Genomic DNA, 26,004 nt, shown 5'->3' on the forward strand with positions numbered 1-26,004 from the left:
CCGGCCCACGCGGGCCAGCTGGTCCGGCGTCGGACGGATGCCTGAGAGGCCGCGGTCACGGACCACCTTCCACAGGTGCTCGAGCGTGGCATTGAGGTCGCCGTCGACGTCGAGTTCACCGGTGACGTACGCCTGGGCGGCCCCCAACTCCCCCGGCGCCCACAGCAGGCGGCGTATGGCGTCGGGCGAGTTCAGCCGGACCACCGGCGCGCCGGACGGGCCCGTCTCGCTGCCGTCCCAGACGACAAGCCGGACGGGCAGTTCCCCGCCGACGACGGGCCGCAGGACCTCGGCGATGGTGTCAGCGAGCGCCGCCGTCATGCGGCCGCGCCCTTGGAGGAGGCATGATCCAGCACGATCTGCTGCACGTCGAGGTAGCCCGTCTCGAAGCCGGCCCGGGAGTAGCACAGGTAGAACAGCCACATCCGCTGGAAGATGGCGTCGAAGCCCATGGCCCCGACCTCCTCGGCCCGGCCCATGAACCGCTCCTCCCAGAGCCGCAGGGTCTGGGCATAGTGCTCGCCCATGGCGAGGCGTTCGCGGACGCGCAGTCCGGTCTGCTTCTCGGTGATGTCCTCGATCGCCCGGACCGAGGGAATGACGCCGCCGGGGAAGATGTACTTGTGCACCCAGGTGTAGCTGGTGCGGGTGGCCATGAGGCGGTCGTGGGCGATCGTGATGGCCTGGATGGCCACCTTGCCGCCGGGGGCCAGGACGCGCTCGATCGTCTGGAAGTACGTGGCCCAGTATTCGAAGCCGACGGCCTCAATCATTTCGACCGAGACGACGGCGTCGTACTCGCCCTCCACGGCACGGTAGTCCTTAAGCTCGATCGTGACGGCATCAGCGTAGCCGGAGTCGGCGACGCGCTGGCGGGCCAGTTCCTGCTGCTCGCTGGAGAGCGTGACCGAGTAGACGGTGGCGCCGCGTGCGGCGGCCCGCAGGGCGAGTTCGCCCCAGCCGGTGCCGATTTCCAGGACTCGGGTGCCTTCCTTCACGCCCGCCTTGTCCAGCAGCCGGTCGATCTTGGCCTGCTGGGCGGCGGCGAGGCCGTCCCAGGCCACGGTCCGCAGGGCGTCGCCGCTTTCCGGGAACAGCGCGCTGGAGTACGTCATGGTGCGGTCCAGGAAAGAGGCGAAGAGCTCGTTGGAGAGATCGTAATGCCGCGAGATGTTGGAGCGGGTGTTCTTTTCGGTGTTGCGTTCCTTGCGCGGCTGCCGCGGCAGGTAGAGGCCACGGAGCTTCTGCAGCGGTTCGGGAACCAACGTGCCGACGCGGGCAGCGAAGACCTCCATGACGGCGGTGAGGTCGTCGGCGTCCCAGTCACCGGCCATGTAGGACTCGCCCAGGCCGATCAGGCCGCCGTCGCCCAGCCGGGCGGCGAACGCCTCGGGCCGGTTGATGGTCATCACGGGGTAGGCGGTGCCGCCGGGCGCCTGGCCGAGGGAGGCTTTGCCCAGCACGGTGCCGTCCGGGTAGCGGACGGCCAGCGGCAGCGAGCGCACGGCGGCCTTGAAGATGGCGTCCGCGGCGCGTCCGGCCACGCGGGCCTTGAGGCTTGTGGGCACGGTGGCGATGCTGGGCCAGATTGCCGGGTCGATGGTGACGGGCGCCTGCGGAACCGTGTACGGCACAGTGCCCGTCACAGCACTGGTCACCGCTCCCGCGGTGTTGGCGCTGCTGCGCGTGGTGCCCTCTGTCCGTCCCGTACCGGATCCGGTCGCTTCGGTCATTGTCACTGAACTGCCTCCTGTGAAGGGTGGTGTGGTCTTTTGATGATGGGCAGGCGGCGCGCCCACAGTTTGATGCCCTGCCAGCGGATCTGCGCGGTGACGCGCAGCGGGGCCAGAGGTACAGCGAGCGCCGCGGACAGGATGTTCCGCAGGGTCGCTTCGTGGCGGACGCCGTCCATGGTGGCGATGAAGGGCTGGTGGCCTTCCCTCTCCAGGACGATCGAGACGGCGAGGCGGTCGCCGGGTTCGGGGAGCTTCATGCGGTACTGGCCGTCGACGTCGTTGAACGGCGAGACGTAAAAGGCTTTCGGGACGCTCGCCCGGCCGGTGCCGTCCGTTTCGAGGAGGTAGCAGTGCCGTTCGCCGTAGGTGTTGTGGACCTCGACGACGACGCAGCGCAGCGCCCCGGCGGCGTCATGGCACCAGAACACGCTCAGCGGGTTGAATACGTGCCCGAAGACCCGGGCGCTGGCGAGCATCGTGATGCGTCCGCCGTCGAGCTTGATGCCCTGGGTGGCGAGGTAGCGTTCCACGTTGCCGCGCAGGGTGCCGTCCGGGTCGCCCAGGTGGTCCTCCACCCGGAAGCCGGCCAGCGGCCGGAGCGGCCGGGGCAGCTGCGGGAGGTGGTCGACGTCCACGTACCAGCTGTAGCTGCGGTAGGTGAAGGCATTGTGCAGCGGGGTGCGCCGCACGTGGGAGATGGATGTGCGGTAGATTCCTGCCCGTTCGCTCATGGCGCCTCCACTGTGGCCGGCTGAACAGTGGCCGGCTGAACAGCGGCGGGCTGAACAGCGGCGGGCCGGAGGTCCGGGTCCACGGCCGCCGTACCGGTATTGACAGCGCCGATGTTGACCGGGAGCTCGTCCCAGTCGCGGCCCAGCCGGGCGGCGGCCTTGAGGCCGGACAGGGCGCCGTCCTCGTGGAATCCCCATCCGTGGTAGGCGCCGGCGAAGGCCAGGCGTTCGTCGCCGAGCCCGAGGATCCGTTCCTGGGCCCTCAGCGAGTCCGGCGTGTACTGCGGGTGCTCGTAGACCATGCGGTCCAGGACCGTGGTGTGGTCGATCAGCTCCGATTCGCCGAGGCTGACGATGTACCGGCCGCCGTCCACGGGCTCCAGCCGCTGCAGCCGGGTCATGTCGTAGCTGACCAGGACCGTGTCCGGGCGGGCGTCGCAGGACGGCAGGCGGTAGTTCCACGAGGCCTGGGCATTGGGGCTGGCCGGCAGCACGGCGGCGTCGCGGTGGAAGATTGTCTGGTTCACCGAGTACGGCATGCCGCCCAGGGCGTCCTTCTCAGCGGCCGAGGCATCGGACAGCATGCGCAGGGCCTGCGCCGGGTGGGTGGCGATCACGACGGCGTCAAAGGTTTCGGTGATGGTGTCGCCGCCGGTGCTGTCCGCGCTCTGCGCGTATGTGACGTCGACGCTGCCGGCGTGCCGCTGCACGGATGTGACGGGGCTGGAGAGCCGGATGTCCGGCAGGGTCCCGGCGACCTTGTCGACGTAGCTGCGCGAGCCGCCGGTGACGGTCCGCCACTGCGGCGAGCCTTTGACGCCGAGCAGGCCGTGGTGGCCGAGGAAGGTGAACAGGTAGCGTGCCGGGTAGGCCAGGGCGGTGGTGGGGTCGCAGGACCAGACGGCGCTGACCACGGGGGTCATGAAGTGCGAGATGAAGTAGCTGCTGAACTTCTCCCGGGCCAGGAACTCCCCCAGGGTCAGCTCGTGCCCCGTCCCGGCCGCACCCGGGCCGGCGGGGGTTACCGTTGCCGGTTCCGCCAGCAGGGCGCGGGCCCGGCGGTGGAACCGGGTGACTTCCAGCAGCATGCGCAGGTAGCGGCCGCGCAGCAGCGTGGACGGCCGGGGAATGATGCCGCTCGCGTTGGGACGGGCGCCGGCGTATTCCAGGCCGCAGCCGTCGCAGCGGACGGACATGCTCATTTCCGAATCCTGGGTTTCGACGCCGAGCTCGGCGAACAGGCGCAGGAGAGTGGGATAGGTCCGCTCGTTGTGGACAATGAAGCCGGTGTCCACGCCCAGGGTGGGCCCGCCCTGCTGCGGAACATCATGGGTATGGGCGTGCCCGCCGAGCCGGGAGTCCGCCTCGAAGAGAGTCACCCGGTCCTGCCCGTTCAGCACATAGGCGGCGGTCAGCCCCGCCACGCCGCTGCCGATGACGGCAACCCGCCGGCCTGCCGGAATCCCTGCTGCTTGTGCCACTGGTCTGCTCCTGTTGTCTCGCCAAAAAGGTCTTACGGGCAATTCGTCGCGGCCGGGGCGCCGGATGAGTATGAGTTCGGCATTTTTTTCGGCTCCTGTGACGGCGTCCTCCAGGGGCCCGCTAGCTGTGCCGTTGGTATCTGAAAACTTGGCCCGACCCCACGGATTCTCCTGCATCGGCGCCCCCGGGCCGCGCAGACATTCCGGACGGGCCCCGCCGGGAAGCCGCGGACCGTGCGGGGAGGGAACCGGCGCCCCCGGCAGGGCCCGGTGTGCCACAATGAAGCGGGATTTCCGGTCCCGCCATTCCGTTCCCGTTGCAGTGGACCCGCTACCAGGCGAAGGGCAGCCCTTGATCAACCCCGTTCATCTGCGGACCCTTGTGGAAGTGATCCGGCTGGGATCGTTTGCCGCCGCCGCGGCGCGTCTCGGCTACACCGCCTCGGCCGTCTCGCAGCAAATGTCGGCGCTGGAACGTGACACCGGCGTCACGCTGTTCCATCGCTCGGCCCGCAGCATCCAGCCGACGGAAGCCGCCGTCGTCATGACGCGGCACGCGGCCAAAGTGCTGACGGACATCGAGACGCTCATGGCCGCTGCGTCACGGGCACAGGACAGCACCAGCCAGGAGCTGCGGCTGGGCATCTTCCCCAGCCTGGCCACCTATGTGTTGCCGCCGATCCTGCGGAACCCGGCCTGGAAGAAGCTCGGCATCGACCTCAGGGTCTCGGTCGCGGAACCGGCCCAGACCATCCAGGGCCTGCGGACCGGGGGGGAACTCGACGTCGCCCTGGTGTACCAGGTGGGGCAGTCGGGCCTCGCCTGGCCGCACACGGTGGACCGGCAGTGGATCGGCGACGACGACTTCCGGGTGGTGCTGCCGGCGGCCTGGGGCATCGGCACGGATTCCAAGGTGGCCGCCCCGCACCTCTCGGACATGCCGTGGATCATGCACCACCCGGGCACCTCCGACGCCACGGTGATCGAACGCCTCTTCGCCAGCTGCAATCTGCACCCCCGGGTGGTGGCGTACAGCGATGACTTCCACGCGAGCCTGGAGATGGCGGCCGCGGGCCTCGGCGCCGCACTGGTCCCCGAACTCGCCCTGCTGCACCGGCCGGCCGGCGTCGTCGTCCTCGACGTTCCGGAGATCCGGCTCGCCCGGAATGTCTTCGCACTGCTGCTCAACGAGAAGCGGACTGCCCAGGTCCAGCTGTTCGTGGAACTGCTGGGCGAGACGATGCACACGCTGGAGACTGCGCGCAAGGACTGAGCGCGCCGCAGGGGTTCCCCTGCGGCGCCCGATCGATGAGGATGGGGTCCATGAGCCAAACCTATTCAGCCTCCCGTCCCGTTGCCTCCGACAACCCCGAGGAAGTCGCCGCGGCTGTCCGCGCGGCCACCGAGGAGCTCCGCGAAACCCTCCGCGGGCACGGGATCGAGGCCAGCTTTGACGACATTGCCCTGCTGGGGCACACCGAGTCCTGGGACGATGAAGGCCAGCGCTGGGTCAACGTCGACTGGGAGGGCGAGGCGGCCGGATAACCCGGCGGCGCGACTCAGCGCTCAGGGGCCGGTTTTCGGACTTGCTTTCGGACCGGCGCCACCAGCGCGTTGATGATCCCCTGCTTGGCCCGGGTGTACGGCGGGTAGATAAGTTCCAGGGTGTCGGGCCTCAACGGCTTGTCCAGCGTGGGACGCTCATGCGAGAACGTCCGGACCGAATGTTCCCCGTGGTAGGCGCCCATGCCGCTGCCGCCGACGCCGCCGAACGGCAGCCCGGGGACGGACAGGTGGGCCGCCGGGACGTCGAAGCACAGCGCCCCGGACGAGGTCCGCTCGGCGAACGCGCGGCGCGTCAGCGGGTCCTTGCTGAACACGTAGAGCGCCAGCGGCTTGGCGCGTCCGTTGACCAGCCCGATGGCTTCGTCCACCCCCTGCACGGGAACCAGCGGCAGGAGCGGACCGAAGATTTCCTCCGCCATGACGGCGTCCCCCGGCGCCGGCCGGAGCAAGGTGGGCTCAAAGTAGCGGCTGGCGGCGTCGCGTCCTCCGCCGTGCACGACGGTGCTGCCGTCGGCCAAGGCAGCGAGGCGGGCGAAGTGGCGGTCATCGACAATCCGGCCGTAGGACGGGCTCGCTGCCGGGTCCGTGCCGAAGAGCGCCGTGACGGCCTTGATCAGCTCGGCCTGCAGCGGCTCCAGGACCTCCTCCGCGGCCAGGACATAGTCCGGGGCCACACACGTCTGGCCGGCGTTCATGAACCGGCCCCAGGCGATCCGCTTCGCCGCCGTCGCCAGGTCCGTGGACGCATCCACGTAGGCCGGGGACTTGCCGCCGAGCTCCAGCGTCACTGGAGTCAGGTGTTCGGCCGCCGCGCGCATCACCACCTTGGCCGCGGTCTCTCCTCCGGTGAAGAAGATGTGGTCGAAGCGTTCGGCCAGCAGTGCCGTGGTTTCCGGGATACCGCCCTCGACCACCTCGGCGGCGCCGGCCAGGTACTCCGGAATCCACCGGGCCAGCGCGGCCGAGGTGGCCGGGGCGTGTTCGCTCGGCTTGAGCACCGCGGTGTTGCCGGCGGCCAGGGCCCCGGCCAGCGGGGCGAGCAGCAACTGCAGGGGGTAGTTCCACGGCCCGATCACCAGCACCACGCCCAGCGGGGTGAGTTCCGTCCAGGCCCGGGCCGGCTGCACGGTGAGCGGAACCGGCACGGGGCGGGGCCGGAGCCAGTCTTCCAGGTGCCGCGCCAGATGGGCGGCCTCTGCGGCAACGAAGCCGATCTCCGTCAGTTGCGCCTCGGTGTTGTGCTTGCCCAAATCCTTGGCGAGGGCAGCGGCGAAGTCCGCGTGGCGGTCCGCGAGCATGCGCCGCAGGCTGCTTAGCTGCTCCAGCCGCCAGGCCAGCGGACGGGTGGTGCCGGCGTCGAACTGGGCCCGGGCGCGGGCAACGGAAGTGGCTACGGTCTGCATCCGATCAATGTACAGTCCCCAGGCCGCTCCACCGGTCCGGTAGCGGATAAAAGCCTGCCAATGCTGGAATGGTCCGGTTTTCAGGACTATGTTGAAGATATGAACAAGGTAGCGAGCAAGCACTTCGGCGAGGTCGAGCTCAACCACGGAAGGGACCATAATCTCACCGCCACGCATGAGCTGGCGGGCCAGACCGTGGAGCTTGACCTGAATGTCAACGCGCATGACCACTTCGATGAAGCCGCCATGCACAAAGTTGACTACCGCTTGCGCTTCCTGCCTGAACTCGTGGACCAGGTCCGCGAAATGATCGCCGAGGAACTATCGCAGGAGGGCACCAGCCCGCAGGAATACCGCCACTTCCACTGCAACGCGATCAAGGACGAGCACCTTAGGAAAATCTTCGGCGTCGAGGACAAGAGCCAGCTCACCGACGAGGTCTTCCTCAAGGCACTCAAACTCGGCCACGTGGGCATCTACCCCGGCCAGCCGGAACGCTACTTCGTCCTTGACTTCACCCTGGGCCAGCACTTCACCGACGAGGTCCTGGTGGCCTCCGCGGATGAGGACGGCGTCGTGGACGACGAAATCCTCTGGGAATCCTGAATCGTTCGGGAAACTCCGAATCGACTGCTCCGTAACGGCCCTTTTGGGGGCTCAAAGCGGCGGTTGCTCAGCAGTCGATGAGCTGAAACGTACGACGCCGGCCGGTCACTTGCGAGGTGACCGGCCGGCGTCGTTAATTCAGCTGGTGTTCAGTTCAGCCGGCTGCTACTTGGCTGGTTCCAGCAGTTCGGCGCGGACCGTCTTGGTGGCCGTGACCAGGTTGCGCAGGGACTCTTCGGTCTCGGCGTAGCCGCGGGTCTTCAGGCCGCAGTCCGGGTTGACCCAGAGCTGGCGGGACGGGACGTGCTTGACGGCGGTGCTGAGCAGCTCGGTGACTTCCTGCTCGCCCGGGACGCGGGGCGAGTGGATGTCATAGACGCCCGGGCCCACGCCGCGGCCGAAGCCGTGGGATTCGAGGTCGTGCACAACCTCCATGCGGGAGCGGGCGGCCTCGATCGAGGTGACGTCGGCGTCGAGGCCATCGATCGCGTCGATGATGGCACCGAATTCGGAGTAGCACAGGTGCGTGTGGACCTGGGTGGCGTCCGCGGCGCCGGCGGTGGAGAGGCGGAAGGACTTCACGGACCAGTCCAGGTACGAGGCCTGGTCTGCCTTGCGCAGCGGCAGGAGTTCTCGCAGGGCGGGCTCGTCCACCTGGATGACCTTGATGCCGGCGGCTTCGAGGTCGGCGATCTCGTCGCGGAGGGCCAGGGCCACCTGGTTGGCGGTCTCGCCGAGCGGCTGGTCGTCGCGGACGAAGGACCAGGCCAGGATGGTGACCGGACCGGTGAGCATGCCCTTCATCGGCTTGTTGGTCAGGGACTGCGCGTATTCGGCCCACTTCACCGTGATGGGGGCGCTGCGGGTGACGTCGCCCCACAGGATCGAGGGACGGGTGCAGCGCGAGCCGTAGGACTGGACCCAGCCGTGCACGGTGACGTCGAAGCCTTCAAGGTTCTCGGCGAAGTACTGGACCATGTCGTTGCGCTCGGGCTCGCCGTGGACCAGGACGTCGAAGCCGAGCTCCTCCTGCAGCTCCACGACGCGCTTGATCTCATCCTTCATGAGCTGCTCATACTGCTCCGTGGTGAGGTCGCCGCGGTTGGCGCGGGCCCGGGCGGTGCGGATCTCGGCGGTCTGCGGGAAGGAGCCGATGGTGGTGGTTGGCAGCGGCGGCAGGTGCAGAGCCTTCTCCTGGGCGGCTTCGCGGACCGCGTAAGCGGAACGGTTGAAGTCTGCGTCGGTCAGGGCGGCGGTGCGGGCCCGGACGTCGGCGCGGCGGACGCCCTCTGCCTCGGCGCGGGAGGCGATGACGCGGGTGGCCTCTTCGATGGCCGGCTGGACGGCCGCGGGGTCCGTCAGGAGTCCTGCGAGGGTGACAACTTCGACGGCCTTCTGGTCGGCGAAGGCGAGCCAGCTGCGCAGCTGCGCGGAGAGCTGGACTTCCTCGTCGACGTCGTGCGGGACGTGCTGGGTGGAGGTGGAGGTGCTGACGGCCAGCTTGGCGACGGACTGCTTCAGCTCGGCGATCTTCTTCGCGGAGGCCGCGAGGTCGTTGCGCCAGATGTTGTGGCCGTCCACGACGCCGGCGACGAGAGTCTTGGTGCCCAGCGCGGCGAGGGCCGCGGCGGAGGGAACCTCGCCCTTGAAGACGTCCAGATGCAGGGCGTCGATGCCGGTGGCGGCGAGGGTGCCGAGCTGGCCGTTGAGCGCGCCGTACGGGGTGGAGACGAACAGCTGCGGGCGCTTGGCGGCGGAGGAGAGGACCTCGTAGGAGCGGGCGACGGCGGCCTGGATTTCCTCGGCCGGGGTGTCCTGATCCACCACGAGGGCGGGCTCGTCGAGCTGGACCCAGCTGGCGCCGGCGGCGGCAAGCTTCTCCAGCAGCGCGGTGTAGACGGGGAGGACGTCCTTGAGGCGGGACAGCGGGCTGAAGCCGGCGGGGGCGTCGTCGGATGCCTTGCTCAGCAGCAGGAACGTGACCGGGCCGACGATGTACGGGCGGGTCTGAACACCGTTGGCGAGGGCGTACTCGAATTCCTCGATGATGCGGTTGGAGGTCAGCGCGAAGCTGGTCTCCGGGCCGATTTCCGGCACGAGGTAGTGGTAGTTGGTGTCGAACCACTTGGTCATTTCCAGCGGCTGCTGGTCCTTGTTGCCGCGGGCCAGGGTGAAGTAGCCATCGATGTCCAACTGGCCCTCGGCGTTGAGGAGGTTGCCGAAGCGGGCCGGCACGGCGCCGAGGTGGGCGGCGGCGTCGAGCACCTGGTCGTAGTAGGAGAAGGTGCCGGGGACGGCGGCGGCTTCGGTCAGGCCGAGGCCCTGGAGGCGCTTGGCAGTGCCGAGCTGGATCTCCTTGGCGGCAGCGTCCAGGGCGGCGGCGTCGATCTTGCCGGCCCAGTAGGCCTCGACGGCCTTCTTGAGATCACGGCGGCGGCCGATGCGGGGGTAGCCGAGGATCGAGGCGGACGGGAAGGGGGTGGCGAGCTGTTCAGTCATGGAAAGTCCTTGAAGTGATCGTTGAGATGACGAAGTAGGGGTGGTCAGCTGGCGAGCTGGCGGGCGGCGGCACGCCGGGACGCGTTGATGCGTCCGCCGCTGTGCCGGTTTCCCCCCTGGCGGTTGCCGCTTCGCGGCCGGGGCAGTGCGAGTTTGTCCAGCACGTCCAGGGCGGCGGCGTGCTCGTTGAACGTGTAGAGGTGGATGCCGGGTGCTCCGGCGTCCAGGGCGGCATTGGCGAGGTCCACGGTGGCGCTGACGCCGATCCGGGTCCGTTCGGCGTCGGTATCGGCAGCGGCGAGGCGTTCGATGAGTTCCGGCGCCGGTTCCACTCCGGTCAGTTCGCCGAGGCGGGCGAGCCGGCGGAGGCTGGTCAGCGGCATGACGCCGGGAATGATCGGGATCGTCACCCCGGCCCGGCGTGCCCGGGTCAGGAGGTCCGCGTACTGCTCGGCGTGGAAGAAGACCTGGGTGATGGCGAAGTCGGCGCCGGAGCGCTGCTTGGCCAGCAGGACCTCGACGTCGTGCGCCTCACTCGGGGATTCCGGGTGCCGGGTCGGGTAGGCGGCGACGCCGACCGCGACTTTTCCGGCGCACAGCAGCGCCGACCGGCGCTGCTCCACGCGGCGGATGAGTTCGATCAGGTCCTGGGCGTACCGGAGCGATCCCGGCGGCGGGGTTGCGCCGTCCTTCGGCTGGTCGCCGCGCAGGGCAAGAATGCCGCGGACCCCGACGTCGAGCAGTTCGCCGATAATCTCCGCCAGTTCCTCCGGGGAGTTCCCCACGCAGGTCAGGTGGGCCAGGGGGCGCAGCGTGGTTTCCTGCACGAGCCGGTTGATGAGCTCGACGGCGGTGCTGCGGTTGGAGCCGCTGGCGCCGTACGTTACCGACACGTAGTCCGGGTCCGTGGCTTCGAGTTCCCCGATGGTGGTCCAGAGCGATTCGGCAGCCGCGGCCGACCGCGGCGGGAACAGCTCGTAGGACAGCGCGACGGGAGCCGGGCCGGCCAGATTCGGATGGGGGTCAATAAGGCTAGGTGGTGACATTTGCGTCCTTGGCTGTGAACACTGCCGGAAGTGCCCGGAAAAGGGTCCTGCCGCCAATGAATGAGTTTGGGGAACACGGAGGAAACTTCTGCAGGGCGCAGTCGCGACTGGTACGCCTGATACGAAGCTGTCCGTGAGCAAATGTCAGGCCCACATGGGGGCACCCACACCCTCCTGGGCTGCCCGTGAATTTTTTCCAAGGGCCGGCCTTCAGCGGAGGATCGCTGACACGTTACTGAGGTAACTTGTATAGAACTCTAAAGGCCCGGTACGGCCCGCTTCAAGTCGGCGTCCGAATTAAGACGCACCTTTACGGCTAATTTCCGGGCTGGGCAGAATAAAGTTCGCCGGAGAGGCTGATTCCGTTGCTGCGCGGCCCTGTCCTGCGGCCCTCCCCATCGACCCTGCTCAGGACTATCCTTTTGCCATGATTCAGCTACCAGCCAGCTACCAGGAGTATCTCGCCGGCAAGAGCGAGAGCTTCATCAACACCGTCCGCCCCGTCCTCATGCAGTCGGCCGCGGAAAAGACGCACGGGGTGCGGGTGTCCTACAACCGCGGCCCGACCGGTCACCAGGCGCATCTGGACGAGACCATCCCGTTCGGGACGGTTATCGAGGATATCGACTGAAGCGTGGCCGGCACGCCGGCGTTCAGCCTCCGAGGGCGTCAGCCCTCCAGGAGGAGTCGTTGCGAGCGGGGTGCCAGGGTGTGCTCCAGCACAAGGCAGGCTGCCCCGACGGCGCCGACGTCGTCCCCCACGCCCGTGCCCACGACCTCAATGCCGTGGATCTTCCGGGTGGCGCTGTTAGCCTCGACGAGTCCGGGAATCTGTTCCAGATAGGCCGCCGACAGGCACGCCCAGAACGGGCCGCCGAACACCACGCGGTCCACGTCCAGGGCATTGGTGACGACCGAGACTGCCCGGGCCACGAGAACAGCGGAGCCGGCGATGATGTCCATGGCTTGTTGGTTTCCGCCGTAGGCGAGTTCGCACAACTGGGCGAACTGCTCCTGGACCGCCGGCGCACTCCGGTCCTCGCGCGAACCGTCCAGCACCCCGGCCGCCTCGGCCTGCGCCACGAGGACCTGCGGAATGGCGGAGACCTTCACGCAGCCACGCTGCCCGCAATCGCAGAGGGCGCCGTCCGGGTCCACGACGATGTGCCCGATTTCCCCGGCGTTGCCCGAGGTTCCGCGGACGACTTCGTCATTGAGGACGATCCCACAGCCGATCCCGGTCCCCATGTACATGAAGATGAAGCTGCCCTCGCCGCTCGGGCCGCCGGCCCAGGTTTCTGCCACGGCTGCGCTGGTCACGTCCTTGTCCATCAGGGTGGACAGGCCGGTGGCTTCGCCAAGGGCGTCCCGGAGCCGGACGTTGTCCCAGCCGGGCAGCAGCGGCGGGTCCACCACCGCGCCGTCGTTGAGGTCGATGGGGCCCGGGGAGGCAACCCCCAGTCCGGCGATCCGGGCCGGGTCCACGCCGGATTCGGTGATGAGGCCGTTGATTTCGGCGGCGATGGTATCAATGACCGCCCGGGGATCGCTGCCGGGCGGGGTGGCGATCCGGGAATGCCTGACGACGGCGCCGAGCAGGTCCAGCAGGACGAAGGTGACCACGGCCGGGTCCAAGTGGACGCCCACGGCGTACATCCCGGCAGGATTCAACCGGAGCATGGTCCGCGGCTTGCCCGGGCCGGTGCCTTCTTTGCCGGCCTCGACGATCAGGTGCTGGTCCAGCAGCCGGCGGGAAATATTGGAGATGGTCTGCGGCGACAGTCCAACGATCTGGGCCAGCTCCACACGGCTCATGCCGCCCGGCGCGCGCCGGATGGCGTCCAGGATAACCGTGAGGTTGAAATCACCCATCTTGGGGAGGTTGGTCCCTCGCCTCGACGAAGGTTGCCGGATCTCGGTCACTGATACCTCAAAACGTCATTGGCCCAATACAACAGTTATCTACAGCAGTTGTCAGAATCGTACGTTAAGTGCAGGCGTGCGCCCACACATCCGCCTTTCGGACACAATGTTTCACCTTCACGGCCTCCGGGTGCTGGCCGTCACGGTGAACTTCGGATTCCTGCCGACCTCCCGTGTCGGACCGATCAGCCGTTCGAGTGCCGGCCTGTAGTGCAGGTGGCTGTTGAACACGGTCCAGAGCTCCCCGCCGGGGGCGAGCACCCTGCCGGCCGCTTCGATCAGCTTGATCCCGGCGCCGGAGTGGACGGCTGCCTCCAGATGGAAGGGCGGGTTGAGCAGGATCAGGTCCGCGCTGCCCGCCGGCAGGGAGCTCATCGCGTCGTCCTGGAGCACATCGATCCGGTCCTCCAAGCCGTTGGCGCGGGCCGTGGCGAGGGCGGAGTCGACTGCGGCCGCGGACCGGTCCGTGGCGGTGACGCGGGCGCCGGGGTTGGCGCGGGCGTACATCGCGGCGAGGATTCCGGTGCCGCAGCCCAGGTCCACCGCATGGGCGGCGTGCGGCATCCGGGGCAGGAAGTCCAGCAGGAACCGGGTTCCGATATCCAGCCCCGTGCCGGCGAAGACGGCGCCCCGGGCACAGACCGTCAGCCCGAGTTCCTCATTCACCTCGGTGACCGGGAACGGCGGGGCGTCCGCGACCGGCTTGGGGCGCCGGGCCAGCAGGAGCCGTGACTTCTGCCGGGCCAGCTGGGGCTGGACGTCATCGAAGTAGCGCGCCAGCACCGCGTTCATGCCCAGGCTCATGTGCTTGACGCGCCCGCCCGCCAGGAGCACGACGTCGGGCGCCGCGTAGCGGGCGACGGCGTCGGCGATTTCCTCCAGTTCGGCCAGGGACCGGGGCAACTGCAGCACGACGAGCGAGGCACCCTCCAGGAGCCGTTCGCCCAACGGGAGCTGTTCAAAACCGGCATCGAGGTCCAGCGCCCCGGCGTTGGCCCGCAGCGCCCGCTCTCCGGTGATGAGGTCCTGATGGACGCGGACGGCTGGCGCCACCGTCTCCACGGAGTCCAGCGTCAGGGCGCCAAGGGTCAGGGCACCCAAGGTCAGGGCACCGTACCGGTCCCCCACAACCGCAAGCCGTGCCCCGGGCTGCAGCAAACCGGCCGCCTGCATCTCACGGACAGTGTCCAGCAGGAGCCTGTCCGTGGCGTCCCAGGCCTGCAGGTTGGCGGCCTCGACATCAGGGAATCGTCTCAGCCGGGCAAAGAGGGAGTCGAAGTTGGTGTCCGCCACGCGCGTTGTGCCGCCGTTTCTTCTCGGTCTTGGGTCATGAGCTTCCACGTTATCCCGAACCGGCCAGCAGGGTGACGATCCCGGCGACGGCGGCCCGGCCGGCACGGTTGGCGCCGATGGTGGACGAGGACGGACCGTAGCCGACCAGATGGACCCGGGGCTCGGCCGCGACCCGGGTGCCGTCCATCGCGATGCCGCCGCCTGGTCCGCGCAGGTGCAGCGGGGCGAGGTGTTCAAGTTCGGCCCGGAATCCCGTGGCCCACAGGATGACGTCGGCGGCCAGGAAGCTGCCGTCGGCCGTCCGGACGCCGTCGGGCTCGATTGCGGTGAACATGGGGTGCCGGTCAAGGACGCCGCGCGCCGCGGCGGCGCGCAGGGCCGGCGTCCAGATCAGGCCCGTCACGGAAACCACGCTCTGCGGCGGCAGGCCCTGGCGCACCCGCTCCTCCACGAGGGCGACGGCGTCGTGGCCGGCCTGCCGGTCGAACGCGGCCTCTCGCCAGACCGGTTCCCGGCGGGTGAACCAGGTGGTGCCGGTGACCCGGGAGATTTCATCGAGGAGACCGACGGCCGAAATCCCGCCGCCGACCACAATGACATGCCGGCCACGGAATTCGTCGGCGGAGACGTAGTCCGCGACGTGCAGTTGGCGGCCGCGGAAGCTGGCCTGGCCGGGGTAGATGGGCCAGAACGGCCGGGTCCAGGTGCCGGCGGCGTTGATGACGGCGCGGGCAGACCACGTGCCCCGGGAGGTGGTGATGGTCAGCCGCCCGGCGGGATCCGTGTCCTCCCGGCTCACCGACTGCACTTTCACGGGCCGCTCGATCGCGAGGCCGAGGTCGTGTTCGTACCCGCCGAAATAGCGGGTGAGGAAACTGGAACTGGCCTCGGCAGGATCGACGTCGGGCTGCGGGAGGCCCGGAAGGTCGCTGATGCCGTTGACCGTGGCCATGAGAAGGCTCTTCCAGCGGTGGCGCCAGGCCCCGCCGGGGCCGTCCTCGGCGTCGAGCACGATGTACGTCCCGGCGGGCCGGGCATCCGCCGCAGGCACGCCGGTTCCGCCCTGGGCATTGCCCGGGCCGGAGGCAGCCGCGACGAAGCCGCGGCGCTGCAGGTGGTATGCCGCCGACAGCCCGGCCTGGCCGGCGCCGATGACGACGACGTCGGCCGGGCGCACCGTCCCAGGGGTAATGGTCCCGCCCCCGGTCAGATCTTTTTGACGACGCTGGACTTGAGTTGCATGGGGCCCACACCGTCCACCTTGCAGTCGATGTCGTGGTCGCCGACGCCGTTCACGAGGCGGATGCCGCGGACCTTGGTGCCGACCTTGATGACCGTGGAGCTGCCCTTGATCTTGAGGTCCTTGACCACCGTGACGGTGTCGCCGTCGGCGAGGACGTTGCCGACGGCGTCCTTGATGACGGCCTCGGCAGGGGTTTCGGCGTCCGTGTCAGTCTCCGGGGACGCCGACCATTCGTGCGCGCACTCCGGGCAAACCAGGAGCGCCCCCATCTCGTAGGTGTATTCGCTGGAGCATTCGGGGCACGGGGGCAGGGAGTCGTTCACGTCCCTAAGTTTAGTCGGCTCTTTCGGTCCGCTCTTTCAGCCGGTCCTTTTTGTCCGCTCTTTGGTCGCCCCGTGAGCGCTGCCTTAGAACGGGTTCAGCAGCCGGTCCACGAACTGCCGGGTGCGTTCCTCCCGCGGGTTGCGCAGCACGGTGTCCGGGTGGCCGCGTTCAACCACGACCCCGCCGTCCATGAAGATGACCTCGTCGGCCACCTGACGGGCGAACGCGAGCTCGTGGGTGACCACCACCATGGTCCAGCCTTCTTCCGCCAGCTCTTTGATGACGGCCAGGACTTCGCCGACCAGCTCCGGGTCCAGGGCCGACGTCGGCTCGTCGAAGAGCAACAGCTGCGGGCGCAGGGCGAGCGCACGCACAATGCCCACACGCTGCTGCTGGCCGCCGGAGAGCTCAAACGGATAGCTGCTCTCCTTGCCGGCCAGCCCGACGCGGGCCAGGAGGTCGCGGGCTTCCTGAACCGCCTCGGCCTTGGGCCGCTTCTGCACCTGGACCGGTCCTTCGATCACGTTCTCCAGAACGGTCTTGTGCGGGAAGAGGTTGTAGTGCTGGAAGACCATGGCGCTGCGGTCCCTGAGCCCGTAGACCTGCTTTTTCGCCATCGGCGTGGAGAAGTCGACGGTCAGTTGTCCGGCGAACTCCGCGACACCGGCGTCGGGCACTTCAAGGCCGTTGAGGCAGCGCAGGACAGTCGTCTTGCCCGACCCGGACGGCCCGATCAACGTGACCACTTCGCCGCGGCGGACGTCCAGATCAATGGACTTCAGCACTTCGTGGTCGCCAAACGACTTCCGTAAACCTCGGACGGTCAGCAGTGCGGCGTCGGGGACGACCTCGACCGGGAGCGGGGTTTCAGTGGGCGACATAGCGGTCCAATCTCTTCTCCAGTGCGGATTGTCCGCTGGCCAGGACGAGGCAGATGATCCAGTAGATCACGGCGGCCTCCAGATACAGCAGCATGAATTCCTGGCTGAAAGCCGCCACTTGCTGCGCCTGGCGGAACAGCTCGGTGACCAGGATCAGTGACGCCAGCGAGGTGTCTTTGACCAGGCTGATGAAGGTGTTGGACAACGGCGGGACCGAGACCCGCGCGGCCTGCGGCAGGATAATCCGCACGAGGGTCTGACGGCGCGACATTCCGATGGTGTGGCCGGCCTCCCACTGCCCCTTGGGAACAGAAAGAATGGCCGCCCGGATAACCTCCGCCGCATAGCCGCCCACGTTCAGGGAGAACGCGATGATCGCACTCGGCCAGGGACTGATGGTAATTCCGACGGACGGGAGCCCGTAGAAAATGACAAACAGCTGGACCAGGAGCGGGGTCCCGCGGATGACGGAGATGTAAATCCGGGCGACCGCCGAGACCACCCGGTTGCGGCTCAGCCGCATGAGCGCTACCAGCAGGGCCAGCAGGAGGCCCAGGCTGAATGAGGCCAGCGCCAGCGGAATGGTGCCGGCGATCGCACCCGTCAGGAGGGGGCCCAGCGAGGACCACACGAGTTCCCAATTGATGTTCATGCCCGGACGCGGCGTTCCTCGGCGGTCTCCACCGGGCTACTTCGAGACGTCGGCGTCGAAGTACTTCTGGGAAATCTTGGCCAGGGTGCCGTCGGCCGCGAGCTCGCCGAGGGCCTTGTTGATGGCGTCGGTCAGGCTGGTTGATCCCTTGCGCAGGGCGAAGGCGCTCAGCGACTTGTCGGTGGTCTCGGCGGCAATCTTGATGGTGTCGTCGTGGGACGTCTTCTGGGAGTCGAGGTACGTCAGTTTGTCGTTGATGGTGGCATCGACACGGCCCTGCTTGAGCAGCGTGATCGCCTGCGCCCACCCCTCCACGGCCTCGACGTTCGCGCCGCTCTGCTGCGCCAGCTTGTACCAGTTGCTCGTCAGGGACTGCGCCGTCGTCTTGCCGTGCAGGCTGTCGAAGGACGTAATGCTGTTGTTGTCGGCCTTGGTGACAATGACGCCGGTGCTCACCGTGTAGGGAGTGGAGAAGTCGTACTTCGCCTTGCGTTCGTCCGTGATGGAAATCTGGTTCGCGACGACGTCGAACCGTTTGGCGTCGAGGCCGGCGAAGATGGCGTCGAACTGCGTTTCCTGGAAGGCCGGCTTGACGCCCAGCTTGTCGGCGACGGCGTTGATGATCTCCACGTCATAGCCGGTCAGTTCGCCGCTGCCGTTGGCGTGGAACGTGAACGGCTTGTAAGTGCCTTCCGTGCCGACCTTCAGCACGCCGGCGCTCTTGACGTCACTCAAGGAGGTGTCTGCGCCGGCCGCCGGCGCCGAGCTGGACGGGGCTGTGGACGCCGACCCGCACCCCGCCAGGGCGAGTCCTGCTGCGGCAATGAGGCCAATTACGGAAAGTCGTGTGCGCTTCATGATGGTCCTTCGTCGTGGAGCCGGAAAAGGCCTTCCAGCTAAGCTGCGGGGCGGCCGTCTCCTAGCGACGATAGCAAGGACCGGCCCGGGGTGGAGACCCTAAATGACGGTATGTGACGAGCGTTCATGAGACGGTCTTGACGGATACGGCCGCTACGGGCACTGAAGCTATTGGGGGTAAAACGGGTACAAGAAAGGGAACCACCGTTTCCGGTGGTTCCCTTAGTTGGTGGAGCTGAGGGGACTCGAACCCCTGACCCCCTGCATGCCATGCAGGTGCGCTACCAGCTGCGCCACAGCCCCTCATTTGCTTCGCAAGTTCCGTCCTCGCTGAAGCAACCTGAATAGCCTAAACCACAATCGCCGTCCGCGCCAATTGGCGCGCTGAACCGTCATGTTTCTGCCCACAGGCATAAAAAAATCCGCCGGAATCTTTCGATTCCGGCGGATTCTCCGGTGGAGCTGAGGGGACTCGAACCCCTGACCCCCTGCATGCCATGCAGGTGCGCTACCAGCTGCGCCACAGCCCCGAATTTTCGCTGCTCCGACCACCTCTACCGAGGTGTAAAGTTCCGGTTTCTTTGTCCGGATCTCTCCGAAGCAACTCAAATATCTTAGAACAGCCCTTCCGAAAATTCCAAATCGGGCATATTCGGCTCTGTTCAGCTTCCGGCGGCCTGGCCGGTGCGCGGGGTTGCTACTCGGCGTCGGTGGCTGCGGTGGCCTTGGCGGAGGCGTCGTCGCCGAGCTGGAGGTCGACGACGGGGCAGTCCTTCCAGAGGCGTTCGAGGGCGTAGAAGACGCGGTCTTCCTCGTGCTGGACGTGGATGACGACGTCCGAGTAGTCCAGCAGCACCCAGCGCCCGCCGGAGCGGCCTTCGCGGCGGACGGGCTTCTGGTCAAACTTGGCGAGCTCGTCCTCGATGCCGTCCACGATCGCGTTGACCTGGCGTTCGCTGGGTGCCGAGGCGATGAGGAAAACGTCGGCCAGGGCGAGCCGTTCGCTGACGTCCAGGGCCACGATGTCCTCGGCAAGCTTCTCCGAGGCAGCGCGGGCTGCGTGGCGGGCGGTGGTGATGGATGAATCGGTTGCAGTCACGGGACTCCTTGTAGTGATGAAAATTCTTGTGATGAAACTTTGTGGTCAAAGCTGAACTGAAAAGCTGAACTGAAAAATCCGGGCTGAGGAAGCGCCGGTGGTGGAGGCTGCATTCGAACGCTGCGGGGACAACGGGCCTCGTGACTGGAACGCTCCCCTGCGCTGACGGCCTCGCGCGGACGGCACCGGGCCTAGTGGGCCAGCCCGGTGACAATCAGCGTGATGCCGGCGATGAGCGCGACGATCCCCAGAGCCAGGACGCCAAGCTGGATCATGCGCAGGCGCCGGGCCCGGCCCAGACCCGCGGTCGCCGCATCCAGGGGATCCAGGCCATAGGCGGCATTCGCGGCCACGGGCTCCCCGCCCACCAGGCTCTCGTCGGTCTCCCCCGCAGCATTCGCAGCCGCGGCTGATGGCTTGACCGTTCCTGCCTTGGCGGCAGCTTCCGCCCGGGCCAGCACGCCTGCCCGGCCGGCGGCAGGACTGGCGGCCCGCTGGCGGGACAGTCCGGGGCGCCGGAGGCCGGGTTTCCGTGGTGCGTCCACCCGGGGACCCGGGTTGGTGACCACCGGAACATACGACGTGGCAGGGCGCTTCATGACGGGCCGCTCCACGCCGGGAACCTTCTCGAATTCCAAAGGTGTGACCATGGCCAGATTGTTGGCTGTGGTGGGATCGTTGCGAGGCGCCGCGGGCTGGCTGTTTTGTTCTGCGAGCTTCTGCTTGGCGGCGGCACGGCGGTTAAGGATCGCAACGCGTTCAGCCAAGGCGATCTGCTCGGCCAGAACGGCCGGATCGACGGCGTCGGGATCCGTGGCCGTGATGTGCTCCATCTTCGCCATCTGGTTCAGGGCCTGCGCCGCGAGGAGCTCGCGCGCGGCCAGCGCCTGCTCCACCGTCATGCCGTCGGGCGTCTTGCCGCCGGCGCCCTTAGGGGCGGCGTCTTTAGGGGCAGCGTCCTTCTGCTGGGCGGCGTCCTTCTGAGCAGCATCCTTGCCGGACGGGGAAACCACCGGGGTGGCCCGGGTCCGCGGTGAGGCCGGGACAATGGTGTTGGCCTGGGTGGCCGGGGCGGTTTCGGCGGCCAGCTGCAGGAGCCGCAGCTGGCGTCGCGTGGGCGGTCCGCCCCCGGCGAGGTGGCCTTCCTTTTCAGCGAGTTCCTTAATGGTGCGCAGCGCAGCACGGTCCCGGGCGCGGACCTGGGAGGACCGCTCCTCGCCGGCGCCCACAGAGTCCACGGGAGCGTCGGCTACCCGGCGCATGCGGCCGGTGGTTTCGGCCTCTGTCGGCTCGTCCGGTGCCGCGGTGTCCAGGCGTTCATCTCTGGCCTGCCGAAGTTCGCGGCGGCTGCGGATGGGAGGCTGTTCCTGACTCATGGCAAACTCATTCAGTGCTGGCTGGTTGGGTTATCTCGAAGGCTGGATCATGCTGTGCCGGGTCAAGCCCTGCCGCGTCGTTTCCGGCATTGTTAGTCCCGATGTTGTTGGTTCCGGCGTTGCTGTTCCCGGCGTGTCGGCTGTCGAGGCGGACCGCCTCGCGGGGAGCGTCATACAGGCCATACTTTGCGATGTATTGGACCACCCCGTCCGGCACGAGATACCAGACGGGATTTCCTTCGGCCACCCGGGTGCGGCAATCCGTGGAGGAAATGGCCATGGCCGGAACCTCGAGGAGGCTGACGTCCTTGCGGCCCATGCCGTCCAGGACGTGTCCGGGACGGGTTACGCCCACGAAATGCGCGAGGGACCAGAGTTCATCGATGTCTTTCCACGACAAAATCTGGGCCAGCGCGTCCGCGCCGGTGATGAAGAAGAGATCGGCATCGGGGCGCAGCGTACGGAGGTCGCGCAGGGTGTCGATCGTGTAGGTCGGGCCCGGCCGGTCCACGTCCACGCGGCTCACGGTGAAACGGGGGTTCGAGGCCGTGGCGATGACAGTCATGAGGTACCGGTGCTCGGCTTCGCTGACTTTCTTGGCCATCTTCTGCCAAGGCTGGCCGGTGGGAACAAACACGACTTCGTCGAGCTCGAACTTTGCCGCGACCTCGCTGGCCGCGACAAGGTGTCCGTGATGGATGGGATCGAACGTGCCGCCCATCACACCCAGACGCAGGCGGCGCTGGGCGCCGCGCTGCCTCATGGTGGCGGAAATATTAGTGACCCTGGCCGTGGTCGTGCTTGTTCGGGTGCTGGCGGTGCGGATCCGAGTGCTCCTCGACGGCCTCGTGGCGACGGCCCAGGTTGGAGTAGGACAGCGTGATCAGCAGCAGGACCACCAGGACCGCGAACATGGAGCCGCCAATGACAAACGGCGGTGCGATGAGCGGCGCGAGCTCCTCGTTGGCTGATGCGCCGGCTGCGGCGACGAAAGTGGCGATCTGCTGCGACAGCATGTTCTCCCCTAGTGAGTTCAAAATGTGACGACGGCGGAGGTGTCCGCCGTCCCGGTCTTCCGTTCCATGTTACAGCGTCGCTAGCCCCGGATCTGGCCCTCGCCCTGCACGATCCACTTCGTGGTGGTCAGCTCGGTCAGTCCCATGGGGCCGCGGGCATGCAGTTTCTGGGTGGAAATCCCCACCTCGGCGCCGAGGCCGAGCTCTCCGCCGTCAGTGAAGCGGGTGGAGGCGTTCACGATCACGGCCGCCGAGTCGACGTCGGCGATGAAGCGTTCGGCGTTGGCGAGGTCGTTGGTCAGGATCGCTTCCGTGTGGCCCGTGGACCATGTGCGGATGTGCCGGACGGCCTCGTCCAGGCTGTCCACCATGGCCACGGCCAGGTCCAGGTCCATGTATTCGGTGGCCCAGTCTTCGTCCGTGGCCGGGACGGTTTCGATCGACGCCGGCAGCGCGGCGCGGACGCGCTGGTCCACGTGGAGGGTGACCCCGGCGGCCCGCAGGGCGGCGGCGACGGCCGGCAGGACGGTGGACTTGGAGTGCACCAGGAGCGTTTCGACGGTGTTGCAGACGCTCGGCCGCTGGGTCTTGGCGTTGAGGAGGATGTCCACGGACATCTCCTCGCCGGCGGACGCATCCAGGAAAATGTGGACGTTGCCCTCACCGGTTTCGATGACCGGTACGGAGGAGTTCGTCACCACGGCCTGGATGAGCTGGCGCCCGCCGCGGGGAATGAGGACGTCCACCCGGCCGCGCGCCCGCATGAGCGCGTTGGCGCCGTCGCGGCCGTACTGGTCCACGGTCTGGACGGCGTCGGCGGGCAGGCCCACCGATTCCAGGGCATCGCGGAGGATCGTGACGAGGGCCGCGTTGGTCGCAGCCGCAGCGGAACCGCCGCGCAGGATCACGGCGTTGCCGCTCTTGAGGGCGAGGCCGGCGATATCCACGGTGACGTTGGGGCGGGCCTCGTAGATCGCGGCCACCACACCCATGGGCACGTTGATCTGGCGGAGGCGGAGCCCGTTGGGCAGCGTCTGGCCGCGAACCACGTTCCCTACGGGGTCCGGCAGCGTGGCGAGGTTCTCCAGTGCCGCGGCCAGGGCCGTGATGCGTGCATCGCTCAAGGTCAGGCGGTCCAGGAGGGCGGCACCGGTGCCGTTGGCCCGGCCGGCCGCGACATCCTTGGCGTTGGCGGCCAGGATCTGGTTCTTGTGCTCCAGCAGCGCCTTGCCGATGGCGCGCAGGCCGCGGTCCTTCCACGCCCGGTTCGCGTGCGCCATCTTGCGGGCAGCTTTACGTGAACGGTCGGCGATCGCATGGACGGCAGCTTCGACCTCCGCTGCCGTGGCCGGGGCTCCTGCGGGTGCCGGATCCGGCGCCGCGGCGAACCCCTGGGCGGGCACGGTGGTGCCGGCAGAGTTCTCAGCAGGCAGGTCGTCAGAAGGCAGGGCGGCGGAAGTCAGGGCCTCAGTCATACGTCCAGTTTAGGCGAGCGGTGAACCTAGACCAGCACCAGATCGTCAACATGAACAACTTCGCGGTCATATCCGCGACCCAGTGCCTTGCCCAGCTCGCGCGTGGAGCGGCCCAGCATTTGGGGCAGTTCGGCGGCGGAATAGTTCACGAGCCCGCGCGCAATCACGGTGTTGTCGGTCGAGACCATCTCCACGGCATCGCCGGCCTCGAAATGGCCCCGCACGGCGGCGATCCCCGCCGGCAACAGTGAGGTGTGGCGGTCGCGGACGGCCTTGACCGCGCCGTCGTCGAGCACCAGAGTGCCCTGCACGGACGCCAGGTGGGCCAGCCACAGGAGCCGGATGGGTTTGCGGGAGCCGTTGACGGAGAACCATGTTCCCACGTCCTCCCCTGCCAGCGCGGCGGCCGCATTCCGTGTGGAGGTGACCAGGGCGTGGATGCCCGAACCGGCGGCGATGCTGGCGGCCTCGACCTTGGTGACCATGCCGCCCGTGCCCACGCCGGCTTTTCCGGTGCTGCCGATCGAGATGCCGTCGAGGTCGTGCGGGCCGGAAACGTGCGGAATCCGCTTGGCGCCGTGCGACGGCGGGCCGTCGTAGAGGGAGTCGACGTCGGAGAGCAGCACCAGCGCGTCGGCGCGGACCAGGTGCGCCACGAGGGCGGCGAGGCGGTCGTTGTCGCCGAAGCGGATCTCATGGGTGGCCACGGTGTCGTTTTCGTTGACCACCGGGACGACGCCAAGGTTCAGCAGCCGGTCCAGCGCGCGGAACGCGTTGGTGTGCTGGCTGCGCCGCATGAAGTCATCAGCGGTCAGAAGCACCTGGCTGACGGTCACCCCGTGCGCCCCGAACGCGTGCGTGTAGCGGGCCATCAGCAGGCCCTGGCCCACGCTGGCGGCTGCCTGCTGGGTGGCGAGGTCGCGCGGGCGCTTCTCAAGTCCCAGCGGCGCGAGCCCGGCCGCAATCGCACCGGAGGAGACCAGGATGATCTCCGCGCCCGCGTTGCGCTTGTGCGCCAGGGCGTCGGCGAGGCCGGTCAGGGCCTCTTCCGAGATCCCGCCCTTGATGGACGTCAGCGAGGACGAGCCCACTTTGACGACGATCCGGCGGGCCCCGGACAGCGCGGTACGGTCGGGTGCCTTGAGGGTCTGCGCTTTGAGGTTGTGAGGCGTGAGGTGCCCGACGACGGTCTTACTCGTCATCGGCTTCGCCCAGCCCACTCTCCTTGAGCGGCCGCGCCCGGCGGCCGCTGACGGATTCGGTCCAGATACCGGCCTTGCGCTCGGCTTCGAGCTCGGCGCGGGCGGCAGCCTTGGCGTCGCGGCGCTCCTGCTGCTCGTCGCGCTTCTGGCCGCGCGTCGGGCGATCGCCGATGTCGGCGAAGCGCACGTCGGTGCCGCGCGGCGAGGCGAGCAGTTCGGCGCCGGCCATCATGGTCGGCTCCCAGTCGAAGACGACGCCGTCGTCCTCGCCGATCACCACGGTGTCGCCCGGCGTGGCGCCCTGCTTGAAGAGTTCGTTTTCGACGCCGAGCTTGGCGAGGCGGTCGGCGAGGTAGCCGATCGCTTCCTCGTTCGTGAAGTCGGTCTGCTTGACCCAGCGCACGGGCTTGTCGCCGAGGACGCGGAAGAGGGGCTCCAGGTTCTTTTCTTCGCGGCGGATCGTGAAGCCGGATTCGTTGACGGCGCGGGGGCGCAGCACGGGAGCCTGCACCTTCGGCGGGGTCGCGGCGACGGCGTCGCGGGCGGCCTTGACGATTTCGGCCATGGCGAAACCCAGCTGGCGGAGGCCCTCGTGGCTCGTTGCCGAGATCTCGAAGACCTTGTAGCCGCGGGATTCCAGTTCCGGGCGGACGAACTCGGCCATGTCCTTGCCGTCCGGCAGGTCGACCTTGTTCAGCGCCACCAGGCGGGGGCGGTGGTTCAGCGGGACCACTTCGCCGTCGGTGCCGGCGTAGCTCATGTCCACGGCGTACTTCTCGAGTTCGGCTTCGATGATGGCGAGGTCGGAGAGCGGGTCGCGGTCGGCTTCGAGGGTTCCGCAGTCCAGCACGTGCACCAGGGCGGCGCAGCGCTCCACGTGGCGCAGGAAGTTGTGGCCCAGGCCCTTGCCTTCGCTGGCGCCCTCGATCAGCCCGGGGACGTCGGCGATCGTGAAGCGCACCTCGCCGGCCTGGACGACGCCCAGGTTGGGGATCAGGGTGGTGAAGGGGTAGTCGGCGATCTTGGGCCGCGCGGCGGACATCGCGGCGATGAGGCTGGACTTGCCGGCGGACGGAAAGCCGACCAGGGCGATGTCGGCGATGGACTTCAGTTCCAGGACGATGTCGCTGGATTCGCCTTCGATGCCGAGCAGCGCGAAGCCCGGGGCGCGGCGCTTCTGCGAGGACAGCGCGGCGTTGCCGAGTCCTCCGATGCCGCCGGCCGCCGCGATGTACTCGGCGCCTTCGCCCACGAGGTCGGCGAGGACTTCGCCGGTCTTGGATTTCACGACGGTTCCCTCGGGAACCGGAAGAATGAGGGTCTCACCGTTCTTGCCGCCGCGCCAGTCGCCCATGCCGGGACCACCGTTGGTGGCGTGCCGGTGGGGGGCGTGGTGGTAGTCCAGGAGCGTGGTGGTCTGCGGGTCGACGCGCAGGATGACGTCGCCGCCATTGCCGCCGTTGCCGCCGTCGGGACCGCCGAGGGGCTTGAACTTCTCACGGTGAACGGAGACACAGCCGTGGCCGCCGGTACCGCCGGATACGTGCAGTACTACCCGGTCTACAAAGCTAGCCACGTGGATCTCCTCAGTGCT

General features: G+C 68.1%; 24 protein-coding genes, 2 tRNA genes and 1 pseudogene. 4 read left to right on the forward strand and 23 right to left on the reverse strand.

Going from position 1 to position 26,004, the window contains the following annotated elements:
* The 4 genes and pseudogenes from C9424_RS18940 to C9424_RS18955 form a co-directional block, all read right to left on the reverse strand.
* A pseudogene (locus tag C9424_RS18940) lies at nucleotides 1-321 on the reverse strand (SAM-dependent methyltransferase); the annotation flags it as partial.
* Nucleotides 318-1,739, reverse strand: coding sequence for a class I SAM-dependent methyltransferase (locus C9424_RS18945; RefSeq protein ID WP_442862053.1), 1,422 nt, complete (start codon nucleotides 1,737-1,739; stop codon nucleotides 318-320). The gene C9424_RS18945 and the pseudogene C9424_RS18940, both read right to left, overlap by 4 nt.
* Nucleotides 1,736-2,467: a DUF1365 domain-containing protein gene (locus tag C9424_RS18950; protein ID WP_116768411.1), complete on the reverse strand. Its 732-nt coding sequence runs from the start codon at nucleotides 2,465-2,467 to the stop codon at nucleotides 1,736-1,738. The genes C9424_RS18945 and C9424_RS18950 overlap by 4 nt, the downstream gene beginning before the upstream one ends.
* Nucleotides 2,464-3,948 carry an NAD(P)/FAD-dependent oxidoreductase gene (locus tag C9424_RS18955; protein ID WP_116768412.1) on the reverse strand — a complete coding sequence of 495 codons (1,485 nt, stop codon included), beginning with the start codon at nucleotides 3,946-3,948 and terminating at the stop codon, nucleotides 2,464-2,466. The genes C9424_RS18950 and C9424_RS18955 overlap by 4 nt, the downstream gene beginning before the upstream one ends.
* 352 nt (nucleotides 3,949-4,300) lie before the next feature.
* Between C9424_RS18955 and C9424_RS18960 the strand changes: the two genes are divergently transcribed.
* Both C9424_RS18960 and C9424_RS18965 read left to right on the forward strand, forming a co-directional pair.
* A complete protein-coding gene (locus C9424_RS18960) occupies nucleotides 4,301-5,221 on the forward strand; it encodes a LysR family transcriptional regulator (protein ID WP_116768413.1) in 921 nt (306 codons plus the stop codon).
* A gap of 50 nt (nucleotides 5,222-5,271) precedes the next feature.
* Nucleotides 5,272-5,493 (forward strand): hypothetical protein, encoded by a 222-nt coding sequence (locus C9424_RS18965; RefSeq protein WP_116768414.1) that lies wholly within the window; start codon nucleotides 5,272-5,274, stop codon nucleotides 5,491-5,493.
* Between the two features lie 14 nt (nucleotides 5,494-5,507).
* On the opposite strand, the gene C9424_RS18970 is transcribed toward C9424_RS18965, so the two are convergent.
* Nucleotides 5,508-6,917 (reverse strand): aldehyde dehydrogenase family protein, encoded by a 1,410-nt coding sequence (locus C9424_RS18970; protein WP_116768415.1) that lies wholly within the window; start codon nucleotides 6,915-6,917, stop codon nucleotides 5,508-5,510.
* Between the two features lie 99 nt (nucleotides 6,918-7,016).
* Here C9424_RS18970 and C9424_RS18975 point away from each other — a divergent pair, with 99 nt between their 5' ends.
* The gene (locus C9424_RS18975; protein ID WP_116768455.1) at nucleotides 7,017-7,523 is read left to right on the forward strand and encodes a DUF2004 domain-containing protein; all 507 of its coding nucleotides are present in this window, start codon (nucleotides 7,017-7,019) and stop codon (nucleotides 7,521-7,523) included.
* A gap of 165 nt (nucleotides 7,524-7,688) precedes the next feature.
* Here the strand turns inward: C9424_RS18975 and metE are convergent, their stop codons facing one another.
* Both metE and C9424_RS18985 read right to left on the reverse strand, forming a co-directional pair.
* The gene (metE, locus tag C9424_RS18980) at nucleotides 7,689-10,022 is read right to left on the reverse strand and encodes a 5-methyltetrahydropteroyltriglutamate--homocysteine S-methyltransferase (RefSeq protein ID WP_116768416.1); all 2,334 of its coding nucleotides are present in this window, start codon (nucleotides 10,020-10,022) and stop codon (nucleotides 7,689-7,691) included.
* 44 nt (nucleotides 10,023-10,066) lie between these two features.
* Nucleotides 10,067-11,068 (reverse strand): methylenetetrahydrofolate reductase, encoded by a 1,002-nt coding sequence (locus C9424_RS18985; RefSeq protein WP_116768417.1) that lies wholly within the window; start codon nucleotides 11,066-11,068, stop codon nucleotides 10,067-10,069.
* Between the two features lie 427 nt (nucleotides 11,069-11,495).
* Between C9424_RS18985 and C9424_RS18990 the strand changes: the two genes are divergently transcribed.
* A complete protein-coding gene (locus C9424_RS18990) occupies nucleotides 11,496-11,699 on the forward strand; it encodes a hypothetical protein (protein ID WP_091253639.1) in 204 nt (67 codons plus the stop codon).
* A gap of 38 nt (nucleotides 11,700-11,737) precedes the next feature.
* On the opposite strand, the gene C9424_RS18995 is transcribed toward C9424_RS18990, so the two are convergent.
* The 16 genes from C9424_RS18995 to obgE all read right to left on the reverse strand — a co-directional run bounded on the left by C9424_RS18995 (nucleotide 11,738) and on the right by obgE (nucleotide 25,986).
* The gene (locus tag C9424_RS18995) at nucleotides 11,738-12,940 is read right to left on the reverse strand and encodes an ROK family transcriptional regulator (protein ID WP_116768418.1); all 1,203 of its coding nucleotides are present in this window, start codon (nucleotides 12,938-12,940) and stop codon (nucleotides 11,738-11,740) included.
* Between the two features lie 168 nt (nucleotides 12,941-13,108).
* The gene (locus tag C9424_RS19000) at nucleotides 13,109-14,284 is read right to left on the reverse strand and encodes a class I SAM-dependent methyltransferase (RefSeq protein ID WP_116768419.1); all 1,176 of its coding nucleotides are present in this window, start codon (nucleotides 14,282-14,284) and stop codon (nucleotides 13,109-13,111) included.
* A gap of 49 nt (nucleotides 14,285-14,333) precedes the next feature.
* On the reverse strand, nucleotides 14,334-15,461 hold the full coding sequence (locus C9424_RS19005; RefSeq protein WP_237563564.1) for an NAD(P)-binding domain-containing protein: 1,128 nt from the start codon (nucleotides 15,459-15,461) through the stop codon (nucleotides 14,334-14,336).
* A 29-nt stretch (nucleotides 15,462-15,490) separates the two neighbouring features.
* The gene (locus C9424_RS19010; RefSeq protein WP_116768421.1) at nucleotides 15,491-15,850 is read right to left on the reverse strand and encodes a zinc ribbon domain-containing protein YjdM; all 360 of its coding nucleotides are present in this window, start codon (nucleotides 15,848-15,850) and stop codon (nucleotides 15,491-15,493) included.
* Between the two features lie 84 nt (nucleotides 15,851-15,934).
* The gene (locus C9424_RS19015) at nucleotides 15,935-16,732 is read right to left on the reverse strand and encodes an amino acid ABC transporter ATP-binding protein (RefSeq protein ID WP_116768422.1); all 798 of its coding nucleotides are present in this window, start codon (nucleotides 16,730-16,732) and stop codon (nucleotides 15,935-15,937) included.
* A complete protein-coding gene (locus tag C9424_RS19020) occupies nucleotides 16,719-17,384 on the reverse strand; it encodes an amino acid ABC transporter permease (protein WP_202615928.1) in 666 nt (221 codons plus the stop codon). Before C9424_RS19020 ends, C9424_RS19015 begins: the two co-directional genes overlap by 14 nt.
* Before the next feature lie 36 nt (nucleotides 17,385-17,420).
* Entirely contained in the window at nucleotides 17,421-18,242 is an 822-nt protein-coding gene (locus C9424_RS19025) for an amino acid ABC transporter substrate-binding protein (RefSeq protein WP_116768423.1), read from the reverse strand.
* Nucleotides 18,243-18,469: 227 nt separating this feature from the next.
* A tRNA-Ala gene (locus C9424_RS19030) sits at nucleotides 18,470-18,545 on the reverse strand.
* Nucleotides 18,546-18,699: 154 nt separating this feature from the next.
* A tRNA-Ala gene (locus C9424_RS19035) sits at nucleotides 18,700-18,772 on the reverse strand.
* Between the two features lie 167 nt (nucleotides 18,773-18,939).
* On the reverse strand, nucleotides 18,940-19,341 hold the full coding sequence (gene rsfS / locus C9424_RS19040; RefSeq protein ID WP_116768424.1) for a ribosome silencing factor: 402 nt from the start codon (nucleotides 19,339-19,341) through the stop codon (nucleotides 18,940-18,942).
* Between the two features lie 191 nt (nucleotides 19,342-19,532).
* Nucleotides 19,533-20,717, reverse strand: coding sequence for a hypothetical protein (locus C9424_RS19045; protein ID WP_116768425.1), 1,185 nt, complete (start codon nucleotides 20,715-20,717; stop codon nucleotides 19,533-19,535).
* 7 nt (nucleotides 20,718-20,724) lie between these two features.
* Nucleotides 20,725-21,480: a nicotinate-nucleotide adenylyltransferase gene (gene nadD / locus C9424_RS19050; protein ID WP_116768426.1), complete on the reverse strand. Its 756-nt coding sequence runs from the start codon at nucleotides 21,478-21,480 to the stop codon at nucleotides 20,725-20,727.
* Between the two features lie 13 nt (nucleotides 21,481-21,493).
* Nucleotides 21,494-21,733 carry a hypothetical protein gene (locus C9424_RS19055; RefSeq protein ID WP_091253668.1) on the reverse strand — a complete coding sequence of 80 codons (240 nt, stop codon included), beginning with the start codon at nucleotides 21,731-21,733 and terminating at the stop codon, nucleotides 21,494-21,496.
* Between the two features lie 80 nt (nucleotides 21,734-21,813).
* Entirely contained in the window at nucleotides 21,814-23,208 is a 1,395-nt protein-coding gene (locus C9424_RS19060; protein ID WP_116768427.1) for a glutamate-5-semialdehyde dehydrogenase, read from the reverse strand.
* 26 nt (nucleotides 23,209-23,234) lie between these two features.
* A complete protein-coding gene (proB, locus tag C9424_RS19065; RefSeq protein WP_237563565.1) occupies nucleotides 23,235-24,410 on the reverse strand; it encodes a glutamate 5-kinase in 1,176 nt (391 codons plus the stop codon).
* On the reverse strand, nucleotides 24,400-25,986 hold the full coding sequence (gene obgE / locus C9424_RS19070; RefSeq protein ID WP_116768428.1) for a GTPase ObgE: 1,587 nt from the start codon (nucleotides 25,984-25,986) through the stop codon (nucleotides 24,400-24,402). Before obgE ends, proB begins: the two co-directional genes overlap by 11 nt.
* Nucleotides 25,987-26,004 lie beyond the last annotated feature (18 nt).

Origin of the sequence: Arthrobacter sp. H-02-3, assembly GCF_003097355.1 — a bacterium.
Classification (GTDB): domain Bacteria; phylum Actinomycetota; class Actinomycetes; order Actinomycetales; family Micrococcaceae; genus Arthrobacter; species Arthrobacter humicola.